The sequence below is a fragment of the Xanthomonas nasturtii genome, from assembly GCF_001660815.1.
In the GTDB taxonomy this organism is placed as follows: domain Bacteria; phylum Pseudomonadota; class Gammaproteobacteria; order Xanthomonadales; family Xanthomonadaceae; genus Xanthomonas; species Xanthomonas nasturtii.
In genome coordinates this window covers 1-20,961 of the sequence record NZ_LYMI01000022.1, presented here as the reverse complement: position 1 = coordinate 20,961, position 20,961 = coordinate 1, and the positions used below count along the sequence as shown (strand labels likewise).

The following is a 20,961-nucleotide window of genomic DNA, read 5'->3' as shown; positions in this document are numbered from 1 at the left end:
TGTCGGTCGTCACTGCACCGACGCCGCGCATGCTCAGCTGTCCTCGTCGAAACGACGCTCGAACAGGTCGACCAATGCCTGCAGGGCCTGCGCTTCGTCTTCGCCATCCAGGCGCACCACCACGCTGGTGCCTTGACCGGCGGCCAGCAACATCACGCCCATGATGCTCTTGGCATTCACTTCGCGGCCCTTGGCCGCCAGCGTGGCGTTGCTGCGATAGGACGACAGCGTCTGCACCAGCTTGGCGGTTGCCCGCGCATGCAGTCCGAGTCGGTTGGAAACTATGAGTTCGCGTTCAAGCATCGTCGATGATCGCTCCGTTGCGGGTACCGGCCGCCGCAGTGGCGGGCAGCTCCTGCAGTCCTTGTTCGGGGTAGTTCATCACCCGCAGCAGCATCGGCAGGCTCAATGCAGAGACCCGGCGAACCGGTGTGCCCAGCTTGGCCAACCGGCTGGCGAGATTGCTGGGGCTGGCGCCATACAGGTCGGTGATGACCAGCACGCCGTCGCCGCTGTCGACCCGGCGCATCGCCGACGAGGCCTGGGGCAACAGCGCGTCCAGGTCCGCATCGAACGGCACATCGAATGCTTCGGTCTTCAACGGCAAATGCCGCAACAGCCCCGTCGCCACGTTCAACAACGCCGCGCCGATGCCGGGATGAGTAATGAGGAGAATGCCACAGGCCATGCCGAAACGTTAACAGGTCAGCATGACTGCGCGATAGCGTTTGCCGGCATCGATGTGTTGCGAACTGAATAGCCGTTTAGGAGTGCTGCAGTGACCGGATTCCACCGCGTATTGCTTTCGTGTCGCAGTGCTATGTAGCGCTGATCTGTGACGTGTTGCGCGTCGGCAGCGCATGCGGGCTCTCAAGCGAGCGCTGCAGTGCGCGCGACAGCAGGCAAGGCAATGCTGAGAGCCATTACAGCGCTGCGCCATGCGCCCCTTTCATATGGCGCTGCCTTGCGCGCCAGGCAAAAAGCTCAGTGCAGTTTTTGCAGGGCGTCAGCGCTTCACCAGCGCCAGCTAAAGACGAGGTGTCTTCCACGACGCCCATCCCACCCAAACCGTCCGCCAGCAATCGCATTTCGAGCCAGAATCCGCAACAGCACCTGCTCAACGACGGGTGCATGCACAAGTCAGTCACCAGCATTCCGCGCTACCGATTCCCCAATCCCGATTCCCGACTCCCGGCTTCTCAGTCCTGCTCGCGATGAAACGTCGCCACTTCCGGCCAGCCTTGTTCGCGTGCGTGCCGGGCCATGCGTTCGGCCAGATACACCGAGCGGTGCTTGCCGCCGGTGCAGCCGAAGGCGATGGTCACGTAGCTACGGGTATCGTTGCGCAACCGCGGCAGCCAGGTGTCGAGCAGGTCCACGATCTGCGCGCTGTAACGCTGGACGTCCGGCTCCCTGTCCAGATAGTCGCGCACTGCGGCATCGCGCCCGGTGAGCGGGCGCAGTTCCGGATCCCAGTGCGGATTGGGCAGCACGCGCGCATCGAAGGCGAAGTCGGCTTCGGCCGGCACGCCGCGCTTGTAGGCAAACGACTCAAACAGCAACGACAGACGGTCGTTGCTGCCGAGTGCAAATTCGGTCACCACGCGGCGGCGCAACTGATGCACGTTGAGCGTGCTGGTGTCGATGATGGCATCGGCCTGCGCCCGCAGCGGCTCGGTCAACTGGCGCTCGCGGGTGATCGCTTCCGGCAAGGCCAGGCCGAGATGGCTCAGCGGATGGCGGCGGCGGGTGTCGGCGTAGCGCTTGATCAGCGCCTCGTCGCTGGCCTCGAAAAACAGCAGGCGCGCTTCGATACCGTATTCTTGCGCGGCCTGTCGCCATTGCGCCAGCTGCGTGAGGTCGCTGCGGCTGCGCACATCGATGCCCACCGCCAGGCGCTGGTCGCCGAGCGGGTTGCCGCGCAGGCGGCTCTTGACGAAGTCCGGCAGCAATTCGACCGGCAGGTTGTCCGAGCAGTAGTAGTCCAGATCCTCGAAGGTCTTCAACGCAACCGATTTGCCCGAGCCGGACAGCCCGCTCACGATCATCAACGTGGAGGGCGCGGTACTCATGGCGTGCGTCGCTCCAGCAGGTTGCTGTGGCGGGCGATGAACATCGCCGCCGGGTCGATACCCTTGGTGCGCAGGATATGCAGCCGGGTGGCCGCCTCGGTGAGGACGGCCAGGTTGCGGCCGGGCATCACCGGCAGGGTGATCAGCGGCACGTCCAGATCCAGCACGTGGCGGCTGCCGGAATCGCCGGTCAGGCGCTCGTAGCCGGACGGCGTGGGCTCGGTCATCGGCCGGGTCAGGTGCACGATCAGGCGCAGGTATTTGTTTTTCTTCACCGCGGTGTCGCCGAACATGTCGCGTACGTTCAACACGCCCAGGCCGCGTACTTCCAGCAGGTCCTGCAGCAATTCGGGGCAGGTGCCGTCGAGCACATCGGGGGCGATCTGGGTGAATTCGGGCGCATCGTCGGCCACCAGCCGGTGGCCGCGGCTGAGCAGTTCCAGCGCCAGCTCGCTCTTGCCCGAGCCGGCTTCGCCGGTGATCAGCACGCCGATCGAATAGATCTCCATGAACACGCCGTGCAGCGTGACCCGCGGCGCCAGCGTGCGCGCCAGATGGTAGGAGAGGTGATTGAGTAGTTCGTGGCCGCGCTTGGGCGAAATCCACAGCGGCGTATTGGATTCGTCAGCGGCCGCCCGCAGGTCTTCCGGGCACGACTGGTTCTTGCTGATCGCCAGCGCCAGCGGCTGCACCTGGATGATCTTTTCGATGGTTTCCCAGCGCTGCCGCGCGTCCAGCGAATCCAGCCAGGCCAGTTCTTCGGTGCCCAGGATCTGCACCTTGTTGGGGTAGATCACATTGAGATAGCCAGCCAGCGACGGGCGGCGCGCATTGTTGCTGCCGGCCTGGATCTCGCGGTGCTCGCCCTTCTGCCCGGCGACCCAGCGCAGCGCCAGCTTGTCGCGCTGCTGGTCGAACAGTTCGCGTGCGGTGATGCTGGTATTCATGCTGCGCTGGCCTGCGGTGGCGTTGCGTCGGTCAGCAGCGCCATCAAGGCATCGGCGTTGGGCGCGGCGCGCAGCTGCTGGCGGAAGTCGGCATCGGAGAAGCGTTCGGCCAGTTCCGACAACAGCATCAGATGCTGGTGGGTGTAGTGCGCAGGCACTGCCATGGCGAAGATCAGGTCCACCGGCTCATCGCCGCCGAAGGCCACCGGCGTGTCCAGCCGCAGCAGCGCGCCGCGTGGTTCGGTGAGATTGGGGCAGCGCCCATGCGGAATGGCGATGCCGTGGCCGATGGCGGTACTGCCCAGGGCCTCGCGCTCGCACAGGTTGGCGTAGAGCTCGTCGGCACCGGCCTGACGGCAGGACAGCAGATCGGCGGCGGTATGCAGCACGGTGTCGCGATCGGCGGCCGGCGACACCACGGTGCGCACGGCCGCCATCAGATCGGTTAAAGGCATGAGGGCATCAAGCAGGAAGCGTCACGCGGGATTGTCGCGCACCTCGCGTGCATGGTGGTTACATTTCTTTTCTTTGTGCTTGAGCACCAGGCGGTCCAGCTTGTCGACCAGCAGGTCGATGGCGGCGTACATGGTGGAGCCGCTGGCATCTGCGTGCAGCGTGCGACCGGGGAGGTTGACGGTGGCGACCACGTGGTGGTCCGGCTTGCGAACGGCCAGCTGCGTTCGGACTTCACAGTGCTGGTCGAAATGGCGCTGCAGTCGCTGCAGCTTGCTTGCCACGTACTCCCGCAGGGCGGGGGTCACTTCAAGCTGGTGGCCATACGTCTCGATACGCATCGGATACCTCCATTGGTCGGTGGGCCAGTGAACCGTTCCGGTATTCCGACAAACCCGGCGCAGGCCGGCGTTGCGGTGGTTGCAACGTCAGGCGATGCGGACGCGTTCGTGGGAGGCGGAAATGTTCATGGCCTCACGATACTTCGCAACGGTGCGCCGCGCTACTGGTACGCCGGATGTTTTCAACAGATCTGCCAACTTGGCGTCGGAGAGTGGTTTGCGCGGGTTTTCCGCATCGATCAGGCGTCGGATCATGGCCTGGATGGCGGTGCTGGAGGCCTCCCCGCCGCTGTCGGTGTCGATGCCGGAGGCGAAGAACGAGCGCAGCGCGATGGTGCCGCGCGGGGTGCGCACGTATTTGCGGGAAATTGCACGGGAAATGGTGGATTCGTGCAGGCCGAGCTCGCCTGCGATCTCGCGCAGGGTCAACGGGCGCAGCGCCTGCGCACCGAATTCCAGGAACCCGGCCTGGTGCTGCAGCAGGCAGCGCACCACCCGCAGCAAGGTTTCGCCGCGCGCCTCCAGGCTCTTGAGCAGCCAGCGCGCCTCCTGCAGCTGCCCGCGCAGGTAGCCGGCGTCGGATTCACAACAGGTGCGGATCAGGTTTTCGTAGCCGCGGTGGATGGTGACCTTGGGTTGCGCGCGGCCAGCCAGCGAGGCCCGCCAAACCCCGCGCTGGCGCCAGATCACGCAATCGGGCACCACATAGGTGTCTTGCGAGAGGTCGCCGATCTGCTTGCCCGGGCGCGGGTCCAGCGAGCGCACCAGTTGCACTGCTTGCTCGACATCGGCGGCCGAGCGCTTGAGTTCGTGCGCCAGGCCGGCCACGCCGCTGCGCGGCAGCCGTTCCAGCGGGCCGGCGACGATCTGCAGCGCCAGCTCGCGCCCCGGCGTGGCCGGGTCGAGTACGGCCAGCTGCAGCGCCAGGCATTCGCCCAGGGCGCGCGCGCCCACGCCGACCGGGTCGAAGCGCTGGATCTGATGCAGCACGGTGAGAACTTCGGCCTCGTCCACCGCCGCGCCCAGCGCCAGCGTTTCGAGAATGGCCGACAGCGGTTCGCGCAGATAGCCGTCTTCGTCCAGCGCATCGATCAGCAGCGCACCGATCTGGCGGTCGCGCGGCGACAGCGGCGACAGATGCAACTGCCAAAGAAGGTGGTCGGCCAGGGTTTCCGATTCGGCCACACGCTCGGCGGCATCGCCGGACTCGTCGTCGTCGAAGCTGCCGCCGCTGCCCGAGCCGGTCCACTGCAGTTCGTCCTGCGACCAATCGTCGTCGCGCTCGGCAGGTGCGGCTTCTTCGCGCTGGGGTTCTTCGGTGGACGCTGACGGCGAGGCTTCCACCGCGGTGTCGTTGGCGGCCTGTGCGGCTTCATCGGCCCACTCCAGCAGTGGATTGGTTTCCACTGCCTCGGCGATTTCCACTTCCAGCTCGGTGGTTGACATCTGCAATAGTTTGATCGCCTGACGCAATTGCGGCGTCATGACCAACTGCTGTCCTAGCGATGTCTGGAGCCGGGCTTTCATGCGGGCACTGACTGGAAAAAACGATGGCGCGGCGCCACGCTCAAAGGCGGAAGGTTTCCCCCAGATACACGCGACGGACGTCGGGATTGGCAAGCAACGTGTCTGGTGCCCCCTGCGCCAGTACGCCCCCCTCGGCGAGGATATACGCGCGGTCGCAGATTCCCAAGGTCTCGCGGACGTTGTGGTCGGTGATCAACACGCCGATGCCGCGTTCCTTAAGGTGGATGATGATGCGCTGGATCTCGCCGACCGAAATCGGGTCCACGCCGGCGAATGGTTCGTCCAGCAGCATCATGCGTGGCTTGGCCGCCAGCGCACGCGCAATCTCGCACCGGCGCCGCTCGCCACCGGAGAGGCTGGCACCGAGCTGATCGGCCACATGGGTGATCTGCAATTCTTCCAGCAACGAGACCAGTTCCTTCTCGCGGCCGGCAGTGTCCAGTTCCTCGCGCAGTTCCAGCACCAGGCGGATGTTGTCGGCCACGGTGAGCTTGCGGAAGATCGACGGCTCCTGCGGTAGGTAGCCCACGCCGAGCTTGGCGCGTGCATACATCGGCTCGGCGGTGAGGTCGCGGCCATCCAGCTCGATGCGCCCGGCATCGGCCTCGACCAGGCCGACGATCATGTAGAAGCAGGTGGTCTTGCCGGCACCGTTGGGGCCGAGCAGGCCGACCACTTCGCCGGCCTCGAGCGTGAGGCCGAATTCCTTGACCACTTCGCGTTGCTTGTACTTCTTGCGCAGACCGGTGGCGACCAGCATTACTTCTTCCCCTGCGGCTTGGCAGCGGGCTTGGCGGCTGGTGCCGGGGCCGGTGTGGCTGCGGCAGGGGCTGCGTTCTTCGGCTGGATGATCGTGCGCACGCGGCTGCCGTCGCCGCCGCTCTGCATGTTGCCGGTCTTGGTGTTGTAGACCATGCGCTGACCAGCGTTGGTGCCCTTGGGCGAGTCGACCTTGTAGTTGCCGGTCAGCACGATGACTTCGTTGGCGACCTGGTACTCGATGTTGTCGGCCTGGCCGTTCATCATCGCGCCGTCGTCCATCTGCTGCTTGAGCGTGGCCTGCTTGCCCACCAGTACCACACGGTCGGTCTGGCCGTTCTTCTGGAAGATGTCGGCGGTGTCGGCATGGATTTCCAGCGTGCCCTGGGTGATCACCACATTGCCGCTGAAACGGCACTTGCCGCTGTCGTCGAGCATGTTGCAATCGTTGGCATTGGAGTCGATCGCCATCGGCTGATTACGGTCGCTGGTCTTGGCCATGGCCAGTGCAGGCAACAGCAGCGCGGCAAACGCCAGTTTAGCGGGCAGCATTCGGTTCATAACGGGTCTTGACCTGAGAAAGGAGCTTGTACTGGCGTGATTTGAGGTCGGCTTCGAAGCCGACGCCGCTCTGCATGATACCCGGCCGGCTCATGCTTACCGGGGCAGCGGTCTTGGCAAGGTTCTGCTGCGGAAACACGTCCAGGCTTTCGGTGCGGAAGGTGGTTGGCGGGGTATTGCCGGTGGTGGGGCTGTCGCCTTCGACATTACCGCGCAGACGCAACTCGTCGCCCTTGGGGCTGATCCAGCCGGTCTTGGCGCGCAGCGTCCACGGCTGGTTGGCGTTGTCGGGCAACAGAAAAACCGGCGTGGTGATTTCCGAGGTCTGGTCGGCGCGGTTGCGGTGCATTTCCGGCGCGCGCAGCGTCATCGATTCCTTGCCGCTCTGCTTGTCCAACGCGATCAATTCGAAATCGCGCAGCACGTAATCGGCCTTGGACTCGTCCACGACTGCGGCGACCGGGCGCGCGCGCTGTTGCCAGGCCGACCAGCCGGAGATCACGGCGGCGGCGAACAGCACCACGCCCAGGGTGGTTCTCCAGTTCCAATTCATGCGGAAAACCTTTCGATGATGCTCTCGACCTGGCCTTGCGCGGCCAGCACTACATCGCAGACCTCGCGGGCGGCACCTTCGCCGCCACGTGCCTGGGTATGCCACTGCACGCGCTCGGCGATCCAGGGGTGCGCGTTGGCCGGCGCCACCGGCAGGCCGACCGCCAGCAACGCCGGCAGGTCTGGCAGGTCGTCGCCCATGAACAACACCTGGTCCAGCGACAAGCCATGCTCCTGGCACAGCGCCAGCACCGCCAGACGCTTGTTCTTGACCCCGATCTGAACGTGCAGACCCAGGTCCTGGCCGCGCTTTTCCGCCGACAGGCTGGCGCGCGCGGTGATCAGCGCCACGTGGATGCCGGCATGGTCGAGCTGTTTGAGGCCCTGGCCGTCCAGCACGTTGAATGCCTTGCTCTCGTTGCCGGCGTGGTCGTAATACAAGCGGCCATCGGTGAGGGTTCCGTCGACGTCGAAACAGGCCAGGCGGATCCGCGCGGCGCGTTCGATCAACTCGGCGGGAAGGTGCTGCAAAGGGGAATAGGGCATCGGCACGAATCGGTGAGAACGGAGTTCCGGCGGTTGAAAACTGAACCTGTTAAACCACCTTGGCGCGCAACAGGTCGTGAATGTTCAATGCGCCCACCGCGCGCTGTTGCGCGTCGACCACGATCAGGCCATTGATCTTGTAATCCTCCATCAGCCGCGCGGCCTCGGCGGCCAGCTGGTCGGCGCCGATGGTGCGCGGGTTGCGCGTCATCACCTGCGCGATGCCGGCGCTGCGCACATCGATGTCGCTGTCCAGCGCGCGGCGCAGGTCGCCGTCGGTGAACAGCCCGATCAGGCGCTCGTCGCTGTCCACCACGGCGGTCATGCCGAGGCGCTTGCGGCTCATTTCCATCAGCGCCTCGCTCAGGCTGGCGTCTTCGCGCACGCGCGGCAGGTCCTCGCCGGCGTGCATCACATCGGTGATGTGCAGCAGCAGGCGCCGGCCCAGGCTGCCGGCCGGATGCGAGCGGGCGAAGTCGTCGGCGGTGAAGCCGCGTGCGTCGAGCAAGGCGACCGCCAGTGCATCGCCCATGGCGAGCGAGGCGGTGGTGCTGGAAGTTGGGGCCAGGTGCAGCGGGCAGGCTTCGGCCGAGACGCTGACATCCAGGTGCACATCGGCGGCCTGGGCCAGGCTGGAGCCGGGGCGGCCGGTCATGGCGATGATCGGGTTGCCCTGCCGCTTGAGCACCGGCAGCAGCATGCGCACTTCGTCCGATTCGCCCGAGTACGACAGCGCCAGCACGATGTCGGCCTCGGTGATCATGCCCAGGTCGCCGTGTCCGGCTTCGCCCGGATGCACGAAGAACGCCGGGGTGCCGGTCGATGCCAGGGTGGCGGCGATCTTGCGCGCGATATGTCCGGATTTGCCCATGCCGGTGGCCACCACGCGCCCGCGCGAGGCCAGCACCAGCCGGCAGGCGGCGGCAAAGTCGCTGCCGATCCGCGCGCCCACGCTGGCCAGTGCCTCGCGCTCGATCTCCAGCACGCGCTGGCCGCTGTCGATCAGGCTGGCGTCGCTGACGGTGGCGGAGGGCAGGTGCGAGACGGCCATGCAGAACTCGGGTGAAGAGTAGAATGTGCGCTCATTTTATGAGGAAACGCCCTGTGGACGCCGAAACCATCCGTAAACTCATCGAATCCGGCTTGCCCGAAGCCCGCGTCGACGTGCACGGCGACGATGGCGTGCACTTCGAGGCCACCGTGATCAGCGCCTTATTCGCCGGCAAGGCCCCCTTGGCGCGCCACCGCATGGTCTACGCGACCCTGGGCGAGCTGATGGGCGGGGCAATCCATGCGCTGCAGCTCAAGACGCTGACCCCCGACGAAGGCTGAGCGCGGCCGACCACGCCTGCGCTCACCGCTACACGGCGCGGCTGGTGCTCGGAATCGGCAGGCGCCACTCGTACACTTCTGAACCGGCCCCCCATTTCGCCTGGCGACTACCCGCCACGGTAGGGAGGCACTCCGAGCGGCGACCTACCGCGACGCATCTGGTCGGCATGGCTGTCTGAACCACCACGCCGACCCGTTCCAACAGACCCCTTGTTTTCCCGACTTACTTTCGGATCTCCCAAGCTCCCATGGCAAAAATCGTAGTGACCGGCGGCCAAGCGCTGCATGGCGAAGTCAATATTTCCGGCGCCAAGAACGCAGTGCTGCCGATCCTGTGTGCCACCCTGCTGGCCGATGCGCCGGTGGAAATCAGCAACGTGCCGCACCTGCACGATGTGATCACCACGGTGAAACTGCTCAGCGAGCTGGGCGCCGAGGTCACCATCGACGAAGGCACGCTGGCCAAAGGCCGCTCGATCCTGGTCGACCCGCGCTCGGTGACTCATCAAATCGCCCCGTACGAGCTGGTCAAGACCATGCGCGCTTCGATCCTGGTCCTGGGCCCGCTGCTGGCGCGCTACGGCACCGCCGAAGTGTCGCTGCCCGGCGGCTGCGCGATCGGTTCGCGTCCGGTCGACCAGCACATCAAGGGCCTGCAGGCACTGGGTGCCGAGATTAGTGTGGAGAACGGCTACATCAAGGCCACCAGCAATGGGCGTCTAAAAGGCGGCCGTTACGTGTTCGACATGGTCAGCGTCACCGGCACCGAGAACGTGCTGATGGCCGCCGTGCTGGCCGAGGGCACCACCGTGCTGGAAAACGCGGCGATGGAGCCGGAAGTCACCGACCTGGCCGATTGCCTGATTGCGCTCGGTGCGCAGATCGAAGGCGCCGGCACCCCGTGCATCGTGGTGCAGGGCGTCGAGCGTCTGGGCGGCGGGCACCATGCGGTGCTGCCGGACCGCATCGAAACCGGCACCTTCCTGGTCGCCGCAGCGATGACCGGTGGCAGCGTCACCGTGCGCCGCGCGCGCCCGGAAACGCTGGACGCGGTGCTGGACAAGCTCACCGAGGCCGGCGCCACCATCACCACTACCGCCGACAGTGTCACCCTGGACATGCATGGCAAGCGCCCGCGCGCGGTCAACCTGACCACTGCGCCGTACCCTGCGTTTCCCACCGACATGCAGGCGCAGTTCATGGCGCTCAACTGCGTGGCCGACGGTGTGGGCGTGATCAACGAAACCATCTTCGAAAATCGCTTCATGCACGTCAACGAACTGCTGCGCCTGGGTGCGGACATCCAGGTCGAAGGCCATACTGCCATCGTGCGCGGCGCCGAACGCCTCAGTGGCGCGCCGGTCATGGCCACCGACCTGCGCGCCTCGGCGTCGTTGATCCTGGCCGGGCTGGTGGCCGACGGCGACACCACCATCGATCGCATCTACCACCTGGACCGTGGTTACGAAAACATCGAGGAGAAGCTGGGGGCGCTGGGCGCGACCATCCGGCGTACCGCATGATCCTGCGCGGCCGTTTCACCACCCGTCGCAAGATCCTTCTGGGCGTGATCGTGCTGATCCTGGCGTGGCTCGCCTACGCCTGGAGCGTGGGCATGGCGATCACCCAGGGCGTCGAGTTCAAGAACATGGACTGGAACGGCGACGGCACTGCCAGCCGCAACGAGATTGCGCAGTCGTTCTATGCGGTGGCGGTCAAGAAGACCGTCGAGGGCAAGCGCCATTGCGACCTGTTCTATTGGCGTGGCACTGATGAGCAGATCCGGGTGGACTGCCGCACCGTATTTACGACCGGCGACGACAAGGCTGCCGGCAAGCCTTGAGAAGCGATCGGCCTTGGCTGAAATGAAAGAGTGATTGCGGAGCCGCTGATCTGCGGCTTCGCTGCATGGCCCTTGCCCGCCCACCATCGCAGGACACGCTGCAAGTACGTCCTTCTAGCTCTGGCGCGGCATCCATGCCGCTGAAGGTCCCGCTACGGTGAGCGGGCAAGGACCAGTCAAGACGGTCGGATAACGCAGAGCGCTCAGCGCAGCGACTTGATGGTCAGGTCCAGCGCGTCCTGGCCCTTTTCCTTCTGCAGCAGGCGCGCCGGCACCGGCAGGTCCTTGACTACCCACGCGATCAATTCCTTGTCGCCGTCCACACGCGATACCTTGGTGGCCTGTTGCTGTTTGCCGTTGACGGTGATGGTTTCCTCGCCGACCACCTTGTAGCTCATCGGCTTGATGCGGCCTTCGTCCACCATGCGGTAGTTGAGCGGCTTGCCGGCAGCCAGATCGCGGGTGATCGCCAGGTTGATCAGCAGCGCGTCCATATCGCCGGGTTGCAGTTTGACCGGGCCGCGACGGTCCGGCTTGATATCGCCGTTCCAGGTCGCCTGGCTGGTCTTCCAGTCGTAGTTGGCAGTGACGTTGCGGCGCTTGACCATCATCGACGAGGTGTCGTTGCTGCTGACCGGGCGCAGCTGACCGTTGGCTTCTTCGAACACCGTGCTCTGGGTCAGGTTGGCGAGCTGGTTCTGGATGGTGAGCGTGTAGCGCCACTGATTGGCGCCGGCGGCGGCCAGGGTCATGGTGCCATTGGCCTGCATCCCCATGTAATTGGCCGAGTACTCGGCCTGGAATGGCTGCATGGCGAATGCGGGCAGGCTGGTCATCGCCATTGCGGCGGCGATCACGGCGCTGGTACGGGAGAAAATTTTCATGGGTCAGGCTCCTTGGTATTCGACCAGGCGCAGATCGACCTGATCCTCACCTTTGTCACGTTGCAGGATGCGCACCGGGGTCGGAACCCCGTTGGCAATCCAGAGGATGGTTTCGTTGTCACCGCTGTTGACCCGGTACACGCGCAGAGCGTCGTAGCTCAGATCGCCTACCTGCACCACTTCGGTGGTATCGGCAGCGCGGTAGTCGTATTTGCGCACCTTGCCCACATCGACGTAGCGATAGCTCAGGCTGCGCCCGGGCTGCGCATCGCGCATAAGCGACAGGTTCAGCGACAGCGCACTCTGGTCGCCATGCTGCAGCGGGATGGGCTGCTGCCGCTCCTTCTTCAGATCGCCGTCCCACTGCGCGGTGCCGGCTTGCCAGTTGTAGACGCCGGTGACTTTCTTACCGAAGAACACCGCCTTGCGTACCGTGCTCTGGCTCAGCGGCACATAGGTGTCGCCGTCGACGCGGAACACCGTGCTTTGTTCCAGATTCAGGCCCAGGATGCTGGCGAAGCCCTTGCGGCCGCGCACCGACATGTCGATGCGCCATTGGCTGCCGTCGCCGTGGCTGACCTGCATGGTGGCGTCGCCGGCCTCCTTGCCACGGTAGAACGCCTGATAAGTCGCCACGAATGGCTCCAGCGGCGGCGGTGTCCAGGTGCTGGCTGGCAGGGCGGCGGCCGATGCCGGTGCAGCGGCAGGCGCCGCAACCGGAGCAGGTGTGGCTGGCGCAGGCGCGGCCGGCGGCTGTTGCGCACGGCCGGTGCCGGCCTGGGTGAGCAGGGCGGTGGTCAACAGCGCGGCGGCGATCGGGGTGACGTTCATGCGCTGGTGGCGGGCACGGGGGCCGCAACAATGTCCGAGACGGGATGAGGGAGATGTATCCGCATTCAGGCGAGTGCGGTATCTGCGGACTCTAGTCGTAAAGGCGTAAACAGGCACTGACCGTCGAGATGCACACTCTCGCCGTGGACGGCGACGCGGCCGCTGGCGAGCAGGCCCAGCGTGGCCAGCAGCAGCGTGTGCTCGCGGGGCAGCACGCGCGCGGCCAGTTGCTCGGCGCTGTCGTCCGGCAGCACCGGCACGCGCGCCTGTGCGATCACCGCGCCGGCATCCAGCTCCGGCACCACCAGATGCACGCTGGCGCCATGCTCTGCATCGCCGGCTTCCAGCGCCCGCGCGTGGGTGTGCAGGCCGCGATATTTGGGCAGCAGCGACGGATGGATATTGAGCATGCGCCCGGCGAAACGGCGCACCAGCGGCTCGCCCAGGATGCGCATGTAGCCGGCGCAGATCACCCAGTGCGGCTGCACTGCGGCGATCGCATCGCCGAGCGCGGCGTCGAACGCAGCACGGTCGGCGAAATCGCGCGGGCTGGCGCTCCAGCGCCGCGCCTGCTCGACCTTCTGCAACGCCGCCGCCTGCGGGCGATCGGAAAACACTCCAACCACTTCGGCATGCAGGCGTCCACTGGCGATCGCATCGAGGATGGCCTGCAGGTTGCTGCCGCGGCCGGAAGCCAGCACGGCCAGGCGGAGGGGGGCGTCAGTGGCGTGCATTGAACAGTGTGCTCACGGGCGTCTCAGACAGCAGGGGTGCCGGCACCGAACAGAGCCTTGACCTGAGGACGCAGCAACGTCACCAGCGTAAACACGCCAAGCACGGTGCCGAACGGCATGAAGGAACAGGAAATGCCGGCCACGATCAGGCACAGCAGATGCCGTCTGCGCTGGGCGATGCAGCGCCCGGCGTAGGCCATGAAACCGGCCAGCGTCAGGCCGCAAAGGATAAGCGCGGCCGCAAACACCACGAAGAACCAGCCGAACAAGCGCAGTTCATCCGGTGCCGCTTCTCCATTGCTGCCCTGCGTCGGCAATTGCCCGGTGACGATGGCCAGCCCCATGAACAGGTGGATCAGCGGGAACAACGAGAACAGCCCGGTGATGCCGGCCAGCACGTAGTGAAAGATCGACAGCAGCTTGAGATGCTGCACGTCGTCGGCGCTGGCCGATGCCAACGCCGGCGGTGTGAGTGGGGGCGCGTCCATGCAGGTTCCTCGCTCAGCCGATGCGCACGCGCTCGTCACCATGCGCCGGCACCACCTCGCCAATGCGCCAATGGGCCAGCGACTGCGCGTCCAGCGCCTGTTCCAGCGCGGCCGCCTGCGCGGGCGCGGCGATCAGCACGAAGCCGATCCCGCAGTTGAAGGTGCGCCACATTTCGGCATCGGCCACCGCCCCCTCGCGCTGCAGCCAGGCGAAGACCGGCGGCAGCGTCCAGGCGCTGGCGTCGATGTCCAGGCCCAGTCCGTCGGGAATGACGCGAATGATGTTTTCGGTGAGCCCGCCCCCGGTGATGTGCGCCATGGCATGGATCGATTCGCCGTGCGACTTCAGCAGCGCCAGCACCGGCTTGACGTACAGCGCGGTCGGCGCCATCAGCGCATCGATCAACCGGGTGCCATCGTCCAACACGTGCTCGGCCGGCGCACCGGCACGCTCGTAGATCTTGCGGATCAGCGAATAGCCATTGGAATGCGGGCCCGACGAGGCGATGCCGATCAGCACGTCGCCTGCGCGCACCTGCGCGCCATCCAGCAGCTGCGATTTTTCCACTGCGCCGACGGTGAAGCCGGCCAGGTCGTATTCGCCCGGCGGGTACATGTCGGGCATTTCAGCGGTCTCGCCGCCGATCAGTGCGCAACCTGACAGCTCGCAGCCGCGTGCGATGCCGCCGACCACTGCCGCAGCGGTGTCCACGTCAAGCTTGCCGGTGGCGAAATAGTCCAGAAAGAACAACGGCTCGGCGCCCTGCACCAGCACGTCGTTGACGCACATGCCGACCAGATCGATGCCGATGGTGTCGTGGCGGCCAAGTTGCTGCGCCAGCTTGAGCTTGGTGCCGACGCCGTCGGTGCCGGAGACCAGCACCGGCTCCTTGTACTTGCCGGACAGGTCGAATAGTGCACCGAAGCCGCCCAGGCCACCCATCACCTCCGGCCGGAAGCTGCGCTTGACCAGCGGCTTGATGCGTTCGACCAACGCATTGCCGGCGTCGATGTCGACACCCGCGTCGCGGTAGGTCATGGGCGAGGGGCTGGAAGGCGTTTGGCTGGTCACGGGCGGGGGTGGCTCGGCAGTAAAGGCGGCAATTTTAGCAGCCACGTTGGCGCTAGCGCCCCATTCGGGCAACAATTCACCCGGATACGCTTATGTCATGGAACCGTCGATGCGCCGCAGTCTCGCTTTCTTTCTCGCCCTCGTGGTCGCAATGCCCGTCGCTCCGGCCTTTGCGCAGGCAGATCTGCGCACCGAGGGCGACGTTGCCAAGGCGCAAAGTGCCTACGATGCCGAAGTGCCGGTCAACAGCCAGAGCGAATCCGATCGCCCCGGCGCACTGGCGCGCGCGCTGGGCGCGGTGCTGGGCAAGGTCTCCGGCGACCGCGGCGTAATGAGCCGCCCCGGTGTGCCGCAGGCGCTGCGCAATGCGCCCAATTACGTCGACCACTACGACTACCGCCAGGATCAGGGGACCTCGCGCACTGGCGCGCCGACCTTCCGGACCACCCTGGTGGCGCGCTTCCGGCAATCGGATGTGGATGGCCTGATCGCCGCACTCGGCTTGCCGGTGTGGCCATTGCCGCGGCCCAAGCCGGTGCTGTGGCTGGCCATCGACGACGGCAGCGGCCCGCGGTTGGTCGGGCTGACCCAGGCCAACGCGGCGCGTAGCGTGCTCGACCGTGCCATCGAGCGCGGCTACCGGCTCGGTCTGCCGGGCGGCGCTGCCGCCGAGCAGGCGCTGGCCGGCGCAATCTGGCGCAGGGACACCGCCGCAGTGTCGCGCGCGTCCGCCAAGTACAGCCCGCCGATGCAGTTGATCGGCAAGCTCTACCGCAACGCCGACGGCTGGATCGCCGACTGGGTGTTCGTGGACAACGGCAACGTGCTGTCCAGCTGGACCAGCAGCGACGGCGATGCCCGCCGCGCAATGGCCGCCGGTGCCGACGGCGCCGCCGATGCCTTGGTCAAGCGCTACGCCAAGCGCGTGGATTCGGGCGTGCCCGGCGTCTATCGCGCGGTGATCACCGGCATCAGCAGCGCCGACGACTACCTGCGGGTATCGGCTGCCTTGCAGGGCGTGTCGGTGGTGCGCAGCATCCGCCCGGTCAGCGCCAATGGCGACCGCATGGAGTTGGATCTGGAATTGCTCACGGGCATTTCCGGCCTGAACCGTATGCTCGGCGACAACAGCCCGCTGGTCTCGGTCTCGGTACCGACCGAGGGCCCGATCATTCTCGAAAACGAGCACGCCGAGTACCGCCTGAAATGACTTTGACTCCCGAAGCCGAAATTGCCCAGTTCCTGCGTCGCCTGAAATGGGTGGCGGTGATTGTCGGCGTGTTGTGGGTGGTCTCGCTGCTGTCCCCGATCCTGACCCCGTTCGTGCTGGCGCTGTTGCTGGCATGGTTGGGCGACCCGCTGGTGGACCGCATCGAACGCGCCGGGCGCTCGCGCAATGTGGCGGTGGTGCTGGTGTTCGTGCTGGCAACGCTGATCTTCGTGTTGGCGCTGATGATTCTGGTGCCGATGATCGAGCGCCAGATCATGACCTTGATCGATGCGCTGCCGCAGATGCGCACCTGGGCGATCAGCACGGCGATCCCGTGGCTGGAAGCCAAGACCGGCGTGGAACTGATGGGCTGGCTGGACCCGGAGCGGCTGATCGACTGGATCCGCAGCCACTGGGAACAGGCCGGCGGCGCTGCCAAGACCTTCTTCGGCTACGTGCAGCGTTCGGGCTTTGCGATGGTGACCTGGGTGATCAACCTGGCGCTGCTGCCGATCCTGGCGTTCTATTTCCTGCGCGACTGGGACCGCCTGGTCGAACGGGTGGCTGCAGTGGTTCCGCGCGCCTACATCGGCACCGTGAGCCGGCTGGCGCTGGAATCCAACGACGTGCTGGGTGGCTTCATCCGCGGGCAGTTCCTGGTGATGCTGGCGCTGGGTGCGATCTACGCTACCGGCCTGTCCATCATCGGGCTCAATCTTGGCCTGTTGATCGGCATCATTGCCGGCCTTATCAGCTTCATCCCGTACCTGGGCGCGACCACCGGCATCGTGCTCGCACTGCTGGCGGCCATCGTGCAGGCGCAGGGGCTGGACCTGAAGTTGCTGATCGGCGTGGGCGTGGTGTTCACCGTGGGCCAGTTGCTGGAAAGCTATGTGCTCACGCCGCGGATCGTCGGCGACAAGATCGGCCTGCATCCGGTTGCGGTGATCTTCGCGGTGATGGCCGGCGGCCAGTTGTTCGGCTTCCTGGGCATGCTGCTGGCGTTGCCGGTGGCGGCGGTGGCCAACGTGCTGCTGCGCTATGCGCATGAGCAGTACACCCGCAGCGATCTGTATGCGGGCGAGCGTTCCGGCATCGTGCTGCAGTCCACGCCCGAGCGCAGCGAGATCATCGACCCCGGCAAGGACGCAGAGCGGTTGTGAGCGTTCCGCAATTGCCACTGGCGTTGCGCGCGCCACCCGATCAGCGTTTTGACAGTTACATCGCCGCACCCGATGGCCTGCTTGCGCAATTGCAGGCGCTGGCGGCCGGGCAGGTGAGCGATTGGCTGTACCTGTCCGGCCCGGCCGGCACCGGCAAGACACACCTGGCCTTGTCGCTATGCGCGGCCGCCGAGCAGGCCGGGCGCACGGCTGCCTACCTGCCGCTGCAGGCCGCCGCCGGTCGTTTGCGCGATGCACTCGAAGCGCTGGAAGGCCGCAGCCTGGTCGCGTTGGATGGCGTGGAAAACATCGCCGGGCAGCGCGACGACGAAGTGGCATTGTTCGATTTCCACAACCGCGCCCGCGCGGCCGGCAGCACGCTGTTGTACACCGCACGGCAGATGCCCGACGGATTGCCATTGGTGTTGCCCGATCTGCGTTCGCGGCTGTCGCAATGCATCCGGATCGGGTTGCCGGTGCTCGACGATGCCGCACGCGCGGCGGTGCTGCGCGACCGCGCGCAGCGTCGCGGCCTGGCCCTGGACGAGGCTGCAATCGACTGGCTGCTGACCCATAGCGAGCGCGAACTGGCCGGGCTGGTGGCCGTGCTGGATCGGCTGGATCGCGAATCGCTGGCCGCCAAGCGCCGCATCACGGTGCCGTTTTTGCGGCGGGTGCTTGAGGATCGTGGCTCTTCGAGCAGCTGACAGCGTTACCACTCGCACCGCTACGCAGACACGGGCTGCCTGGCGCCTCCCATCAGCACATCTGTCGCAGTGTCCTGGCACTTGAGGCACATCGCCTAGAGCTTGCAGAGCAGAGGGTCTGTGGCGCTGCTGCAAGGCCCTTGCCCGCCCATCATCGCGGGACACGCCGCAAGTACGTCCATGTAGGCCCTGGCGCTGCCTCCATGCCGATCAGGGTCCCGCAATGGCGAGCGGGCAAGAACCCATCGGGATGGTCGTTGTGCATGGATAAGAGCAGGAGCGACGGCCTTCGGGTTGGCCGCAAGCACCCTCGAGATGGTCGGTGTGCATGGTGCAAGCAATGCACGGTGCGCGGCCGGGCGTTGTAGCAGTGTGGTCGCGATCAGCCGCCCTCGTGCAGCAACTGCGCATCCAGCGCCGCCAATCGTTGCGGCGTTCCGACATCGGTCCAGCGTCCGGCATGGTGGATACCGTCGATCAGGCCTGCCGCCATCTGTGCGCGCAGGATGGGCGCCAGCGCAAACCGCGGCGCCGTGCTGCCCTGTGCTGGCAGCGGGCCAATCACCGATTGCCAGTCGCGTAGCAACGCCGGCCGATAGACACCGATGCCGGCGTAGGTATGCGTAGCAGGGAGATCGGCGCGTACCTTGCCATCGGCGTCCAGTGCGAAATCCGCACGCGCTGCATATGCAGGTTGGTCGACCAGCACCAGTTGCGCCATTCCTGCCGGCGCACGCGACAGGCGGGCAAAATCGAAATCGGTCCAGATGTCGCCATTGACCAGCAGAAACGGTGCATCGCCCAGCAGCGGCAGCGCATGCAGCATGCCGCCGCCGGTTTCCAGTGGCGTCGCACCTTCGTAGGAATAGGTCAGCCGTAGACCGAACGCGCTGCCGTCGCCCAGGACCTGCGGAAACTGCTCGGCCAGCCATGAGGTGTTGATGACCACCTCGTCCACGCCCAGTGCCGCCAATTTGCGTAGATGCCACACGATCAACGGCATGCCGCCGACCGAAAGCAGCGGCTTGGGCGTGCGCTCGGTGAGCGGGCGCATGCGCTCGCCGAATCCTGCCGCAAAGATCAGCGCTTTCATGTCGTGACCTGCTGCGCGCGTGCTGCCAATGCGGGCTTGATCACCTCGTCCAGCAGGCCGATCAGCGGCGCAAGCTCGGCATGGCGGGGCAGCACCTCGTCCAGATACGCGATGAAACGCGGCACGTTCTCCAGATACCAATGCTTGCCATCGCGATGGCTCAGGCGCGAGAAAATACCCAGATTCTTCAGATGCCGCTGCACGCCCATCCAGTCCGCATCGCGCAGAAACTGCGCCAGCGGCGGCACCGGCAATCCGGCCGCTGCGGCACGTGCGTGGTAGCGCTCCAGCCAGGCATCCACCCGCGCGATCGGCCAGCTCACCGAGGTGTCCTTGAACAGGCTCACCGGATCGTAGGCAATCGGGCCGATCACGCAATCCTGAAAATCCAGCACCGCCGGGCCATCGGGCACCGGCATCAGATTGCGCGGCATGAAATCGCGATGGGTGAACACGCACGGCTGCGCGAGCGCGTTGTCCATCAAACGGCGCTGCACCAGTTGCAACTGCTCGGCATGGCTGCACTCCAGGTGCACGCCCAGGTGGCGGCCCAGGAACCATTCTTCGAACAAACCCGCGTCGCGTTGCAGCAGCGCTTCACCGAACATGCCGCTGGCGGCAGGTGGCGGGATCTGTTGCAGCAACAGCAGCTGGCCGATCGCGCCATCCAGCACGTCATCGGCGTTGGCCTCGGTGAGCACCTGCGCCAGCGTGAGCACGCCAAGATCTTCCAGCAGCAGAAATCCGGTCTCCAGGTCCTGCGCAATCACCTGCGGCACGCGCACACCGTTCGCGCCCAACAGCGCATGCATGCGCAGCCACGGTGCCACATTTTCCAGCTGTGGCGGCGCATCCATCAAGATGCGATCCACACCGCGGCCTTGCGTGCGCCAGTAACTGCGAAACCCCGCATCGACCGATGCGCGCTGCAGCGACACTTGTGGATCGTCGAGCGCCTGTTGTGCCCAACGCAGGCGAAGCGCGTCGCGCGCGGTATCCGGATGGAGTGACGTCATGAATTGAATGGGTGTAGTGAAGTGATGAATAAAACGGGCAAGACGCGGATTGCAGGGCTCAGCGCTTGCTGCCGCTGAACAACCGCAACAACGCCAGGATGGCGATCGCCCCGAGCAATGCGCCGAGGAAACCGGCCGGCTCACCCGCGCGGTACCACCCCATGTAGCGCCCAAACCAGCTGGCCACCACGGCACCGGCGATGCCCAGCACGATGGTCAGCAGGCAGCCCAGGCGTTGCGTCCCTGGCGTAATGAAGCGGGCCAGCAGCCCGACCACAAAACCGACCAGCAAGATGTAGAGCCAGCTGTCGCTCCCAAACAAAGTGTTCATCGCAGCACCGCAAGTGGACGGGATCGGCAGCCTAGCATTTCGCATGTCGCTGCCTGGCGCAGCGGGCGCAGGAGCGACCGTGCCGATGCATAGGCTTCAGAAAAGCATATTGATCGGCTTCTGCCGCTGTGCGCTTTTGACTTCGGGCAAGGCCATCTCCCCGACCATCCGCTTCCCAGGAGGCATGTTCTATGTCCGCATAAAAATGTCGCGGATGAAGTTTGCGAAACAAAGGCGTTGCGGACGACGCTTCAGGGAAACAACGGCTCTGCATCAACAAGCCACTACCAAACTCTCCCGAAGAGGAGCAGATCCTAAGTCCCTCTCCCATCGGGAGAGCAACTGTCTTGATCAACTGGCGGCGCTAGCCGCCAGTTGATCTCGCATCTTGGCGTTGAGGATGACCAATAATTTGCGCATCGCCGCCACGAGGGCGACCTTGCCCGCTTTGCCCTGCGTGCGTAGCCGCTGGTAAAACTCGCGCAGGGCCGGGTTGAAG

Annotated in this window: 26 protein-coding genes and 1 pseudogene; 6 read left to right on the top strand and 21 right to left on the bottom strand. The window is 65.6% G+C overall.

Annotated features, from left to right (window positions below):
- Positions 1-33 precede the first annotated feature (33 nt).
- The 12 genes from A7D16_RS09560 to A7D16_RS09505 all read right to left on the bottom strand — a co-directional run bounded on the left by A7D16_RS09560 (position 34) and on the right by A7D16_RS09505 (position 8,809).
- A complete protein-coding gene (locus tag A7D16_RS09560; protein WP_016904613.1) occupies positions 34-303 on the bottom strand; it encodes an HPr family phosphocarrier protein in 270 nt (89 codons plus the stop codon).
- Positions 296-688: a PTS sugar transporter subunit IIA gene (locus A7D16_RS09555; protein WP_064632051.1), complete on the bottom strand. Its 393-nt coding sequence runs from the start codon at positions 686-688 to the stop codon at positions 296-298. Before A7D16_RS09555 ends, A7D16_RS09560 begins: the two co-directional genes overlap by 8 nt.
- A 511-nt stretch (positions 689-1,199) precedes the next feature.
- Positions 1,200-2,072 (bottom strand): RNase adapter RapZ, encoded by an 873-nt coding sequence (rapZ, locus tag A7D16_RS09550; RefSeq protein WP_064632044.1) that lies wholly within the window; start codon positions 2,070-2,072, stop codon positions 1,200-1,202.
- Entirely contained in the window at positions 2,069-3,019 is a 951-nt protein-coding gene (gene hprK / locus A7D16_RS09545) for an HPr(Ser) kinase/phosphatase (protein ID WP_005993219.1), read from the bottom strand. The genes rapZ and hprK overlap by 4 nt, the downstream gene beginning before the upstream one ends.
- Complete coding sequence (locus tag A7D16_RS09540) at positions 3,016-3,474, bottom strand: PTS sugar transporter subunit IIA (RefSeq protein ID WP_064632042.1); 459 nt, start codon at positions 3,472-3,474, stop codon at positions 3,016-3,018. Before A7D16_RS09540 ends, hprK begins: the two co-directional genes overlap by 4 nt.
- Before the next feature lie 21 nt (positions 3,475-3,495).
- Entirely contained in the window at positions 3,496-3,813 is a 318-nt protein-coding gene (gene hpf, locus A7D16_RS09535) for a ribosome hibernation-promoting factor, HPF/YfiA family (RefSeq protein WP_005913379.1), read from the bottom strand.
- An 87-nt stretch (positions 3,814-3,900) separates the two neighbouring features.
- Entirely contained in the window at positions 3,901-5,340 is a 1,440-nt protein-coding gene (locus A7D16_RS09530; RefSeq protein WP_064632040.1) for an RNA polymerase factor sigma-54, read from the bottom strand.
- Positions 5,341-5,380: 40 nt separating this feature from the next.
- The gene (lptB, locus tag A7D16_RS09525; protein WP_064507313.1) at positions 5,381-6,100 is read right to left on the bottom strand and encodes an LPS export ABC transporter ATP-binding protein; all 720 of its coding nucleotides are present in this window, start codon (positions 6,098-6,100) and stop codon (positions 5,381-5,383) included.
- A complete protein-coding gene (gene lptA, locus A7D16_RS09520; RefSeq protein ID WP_095522332.1) occupies positions 6,100-6,660 on the bottom strand; it encodes a lipopolysaccharide transport periplasmic protein LptA in 561 nt (186 codons plus the stop codon). The genes lptB and lptA overlap by 1 nt, the downstream gene beginning before the upstream one ends.
- Positions 6,638-7,213: an LPS export ABC transporter periplasmic protein LptC gene (gene lptC / locus A7D16_RS09515; RefSeq protein WP_064632036.1), complete on the bottom strand. Its 576-nt coding sequence runs from the start codon at positions 7,211-7,213 to the stop codon at positions 6,638-6,640. Before lptC ends, lptA begins: the two co-directional genes overlap by 23 nt.
- Positions 7,210-7,758 (bottom strand): KdsC family phosphatase, encoded by a 549-nt coding sequence (locus A7D16_RS09510; protein ID WP_064632034.1) that lies wholly within the window; start codon positions 7,756-7,758, stop codon positions 7,210-7,212. The genes lptC and A7D16_RS09510 overlap by 4 nt, the downstream gene beginning before the upstream one ends.
- A gap of 49 nt (positions 7,759-7,807) precedes the next feature.
- Positions 7,808-8,809, bottom strand: coding sequence for a KpsF/GutQ family sugar-phosphate isomerase (locus A7D16_RS09505; RefSeq protein WP_064632032.1), 1,002 nt, complete (start codon positions 8,807-8,809; stop codon positions 7,808-7,810).
- 53 nt (positions 8,810-8,862) lie between these two features.
- On the opposite strand from A7D16_RS09505, the gene A7D16_RS09500 reads away from it, so the two are divergent.
- The 3 genes from A7D16_RS09500 to A7D16_RS09490 all read left to right on the top strand — a co-directional run bounded on the left by A7D16_RS09500 (position 8,863) and on the right by A7D16_RS09490 (position 10,933).
- Positions 8,863-9,090 carry a BolA family protein gene (locus tag A7D16_RS09500; RefSeq protein ID WP_055823246.1) on the top strand — a complete coding sequence of 76 codons (228 nt, stop codon included), beginning with the start codon at positions 8,863-8,865 and terminating at the stop codon, positions 9,088-9,090.
- A 248-nt stretch (positions 9,091-9,338) separates the two neighbouring features.
- Positions 9,339-10,613 (top strand): UDP-N-acetylglucosamine 1-carboxyvinyltransferase, encoded by a 1,275-nt coding sequence (gene murA / locus A7D16_RS09495; protein ID WP_064632030.1) that lies wholly within the window; start codon positions 9,339-9,341, stop codon positions 10,611-10,613.
- Positions 10,610-10,933, top strand: coding sequence for a hypothetical protein (locus tag A7D16_RS09490; RefSeq protein ID WP_064632028.1), 324 nt, complete (start codon positions 10,610-10,612; stop codon positions 10,931-10,933). Before murA ends, A7D16_RS09490 begins: the two co-directional genes overlap by 4 nt.
- 203 nt (positions 10,934-11,136) lie before the next feature.
- Here the strand turns inward: A7D16_RS09490 and A7D16_RS09485 are convergent, their stop codons facing one another.
- The 5 genes from A7D16_RS09485 to purM all read right to left on the bottom strand — a co-directional run bounded on the left by A7D16_RS09485 (position 11,137) and on the right by purM (position 15,017).
- Positions 11,137-11,817, bottom strand: a complete 681-nt coding sequence (locus A7D16_RS09485; RefSeq protein ID WP_064632026.1) for a DUF3108 domain-containing protein — start codon at positions 11,815-11,817, stop codon at positions 11,137-11,139.
- Between the two features lie 3 nt (positions 11,818-11,820).
- Positions 11,821-12,648 (bottom strand): DUF3108 domain-containing protein, encoded by an 828-nt coding sequence (locus A7D16_RS09480; protein ID WP_064632024.1) that lies wholly within the window; start codon positions 12,646-12,648, stop codon positions 11,821-11,823.
- A gap of 65 nt (positions 12,649-12,713) precedes the next feature.
- Complete coding sequence (gene purN / locus A7D16_RS09475; RefSeq protein ID WP_064632022.1) at positions 12,714-13,382, bottom strand: phosphoribosylglycinamide formyltransferase; 669 nt, start codon at positions 13,380-13,382, stop codon at positions 12,714-12,716.
- 23 nt (positions 13,383-13,405) lie between these two features.
- Positions 13,406-13,870, bottom strand: coding sequence for a hypothetical protein (locus A7D16_RS09470; protein ID WP_064632020.1), 465 nt, complete (start codon positions 13,868-13,870; stop codon positions 13,406-13,408).
- Between the two features lie 13 nt (positions 13,871-13,883).
- Entirely contained in the window at positions 13,884-15,017 is a 1,134-nt protein-coding gene (gene purM / locus A7D16_RS09465) for a phosphoribosylformylglycinamidine cyclo-ligase (protein WP_181920539.1), read from the bottom strand.
- 22 nt (positions 15,018-15,039) lie between these two features.
- Here purM and A7D16_RS09460 point away from each other — a divergent pair, with 22 nt between their 5' ends.
- Genes A7D16_RS09460 through hda form a run of 3 tightly spaced genes read left to right on the top strand, consistent with a single transcriptional unit; the run spans position 15,040 to position 18,022 of the window.
- Positions 15,040-16,152 (top strand): DUF2066 domain-containing protein, encoded by a 1,113-nt coding sequence (locus tag A7D16_RS09460; protein ID WP_064632016.1) that lies wholly within the window; start codon positions 15,040-15,042, stop codon positions 16,150-16,152.
- Positions 16,149-17,315, top strand: a complete 1,167-nt coding sequence (locus tag A7D16_RS09455) for an AI-2E family transporter (protein WP_064632014.1) — start codon at positions 16,149-16,151, stop codon at positions 17,313-17,315. The genes A7D16_RS09460 and A7D16_RS09455 overlap by 4 nt, the downstream gene beginning before the upstream one ends.
- On the top strand, positions 17,312-18,022 hold the full coding sequence (gene hda / locus A7D16_RS09450) for a DnaA regulatory inactivator Hda (protein ID WP_064632012.1): 711 nt from the start codon (positions 17,312-17,314) through the stop codon (positions 18,020-18,022). Before A7D16_RS09455 ends, hda begins: the two co-directional genes overlap by 4 nt.
- Positions 18,023-18,404: 382 nt before the next feature.
- Here the strand turns inward: hda and murU are convergent, their stop codons facing one another.
- From murU to A7D16_RS22465, 4 genes and pseudogenes are all read right to left on the bottom strand, one after another.
- A complete protein-coding gene (gene murU / locus A7D16_RS09445; RefSeq protein WP_064632010.1) occupies positions 18,405-19,115 on the bottom strand; it encodes an N-acetylmuramate alpha-1-phosphate uridylyltransferase MurU in 711 nt (236 codons plus the stop codon).
- Entirely contained in the window at positions 19,112-20,131 is a 1,020-nt protein-coding gene (locus A7D16_RS09440; RefSeq protein WP_064632006.1) for an aminoglycoside phosphotransferase family protein, read from the bottom strand. The genes murU and A7D16_RS09440 overlap by 4 nt, the downstream gene beginning before the upstream one ends.
- 58 nt (positions 20,132-20,189) lie before the next feature.
- Complete coding sequence (locus A7D16_RS09435; protein WP_064632004.1) at positions 20,190-20,462, bottom strand: GlsB/YeaQ/YmgE family stress response membrane protein; 273 nt, start codon at positions 20,460-20,462, stop codon at positions 20,190-20,192.
- Positions 20,463-20,813: 351 nt separating this feature from the next.
- Positions 20,814-20,961, bottom strand: a pseudogene (locus A7D16_RS22465) (IS110 family transposase); the annotation flags it as partial.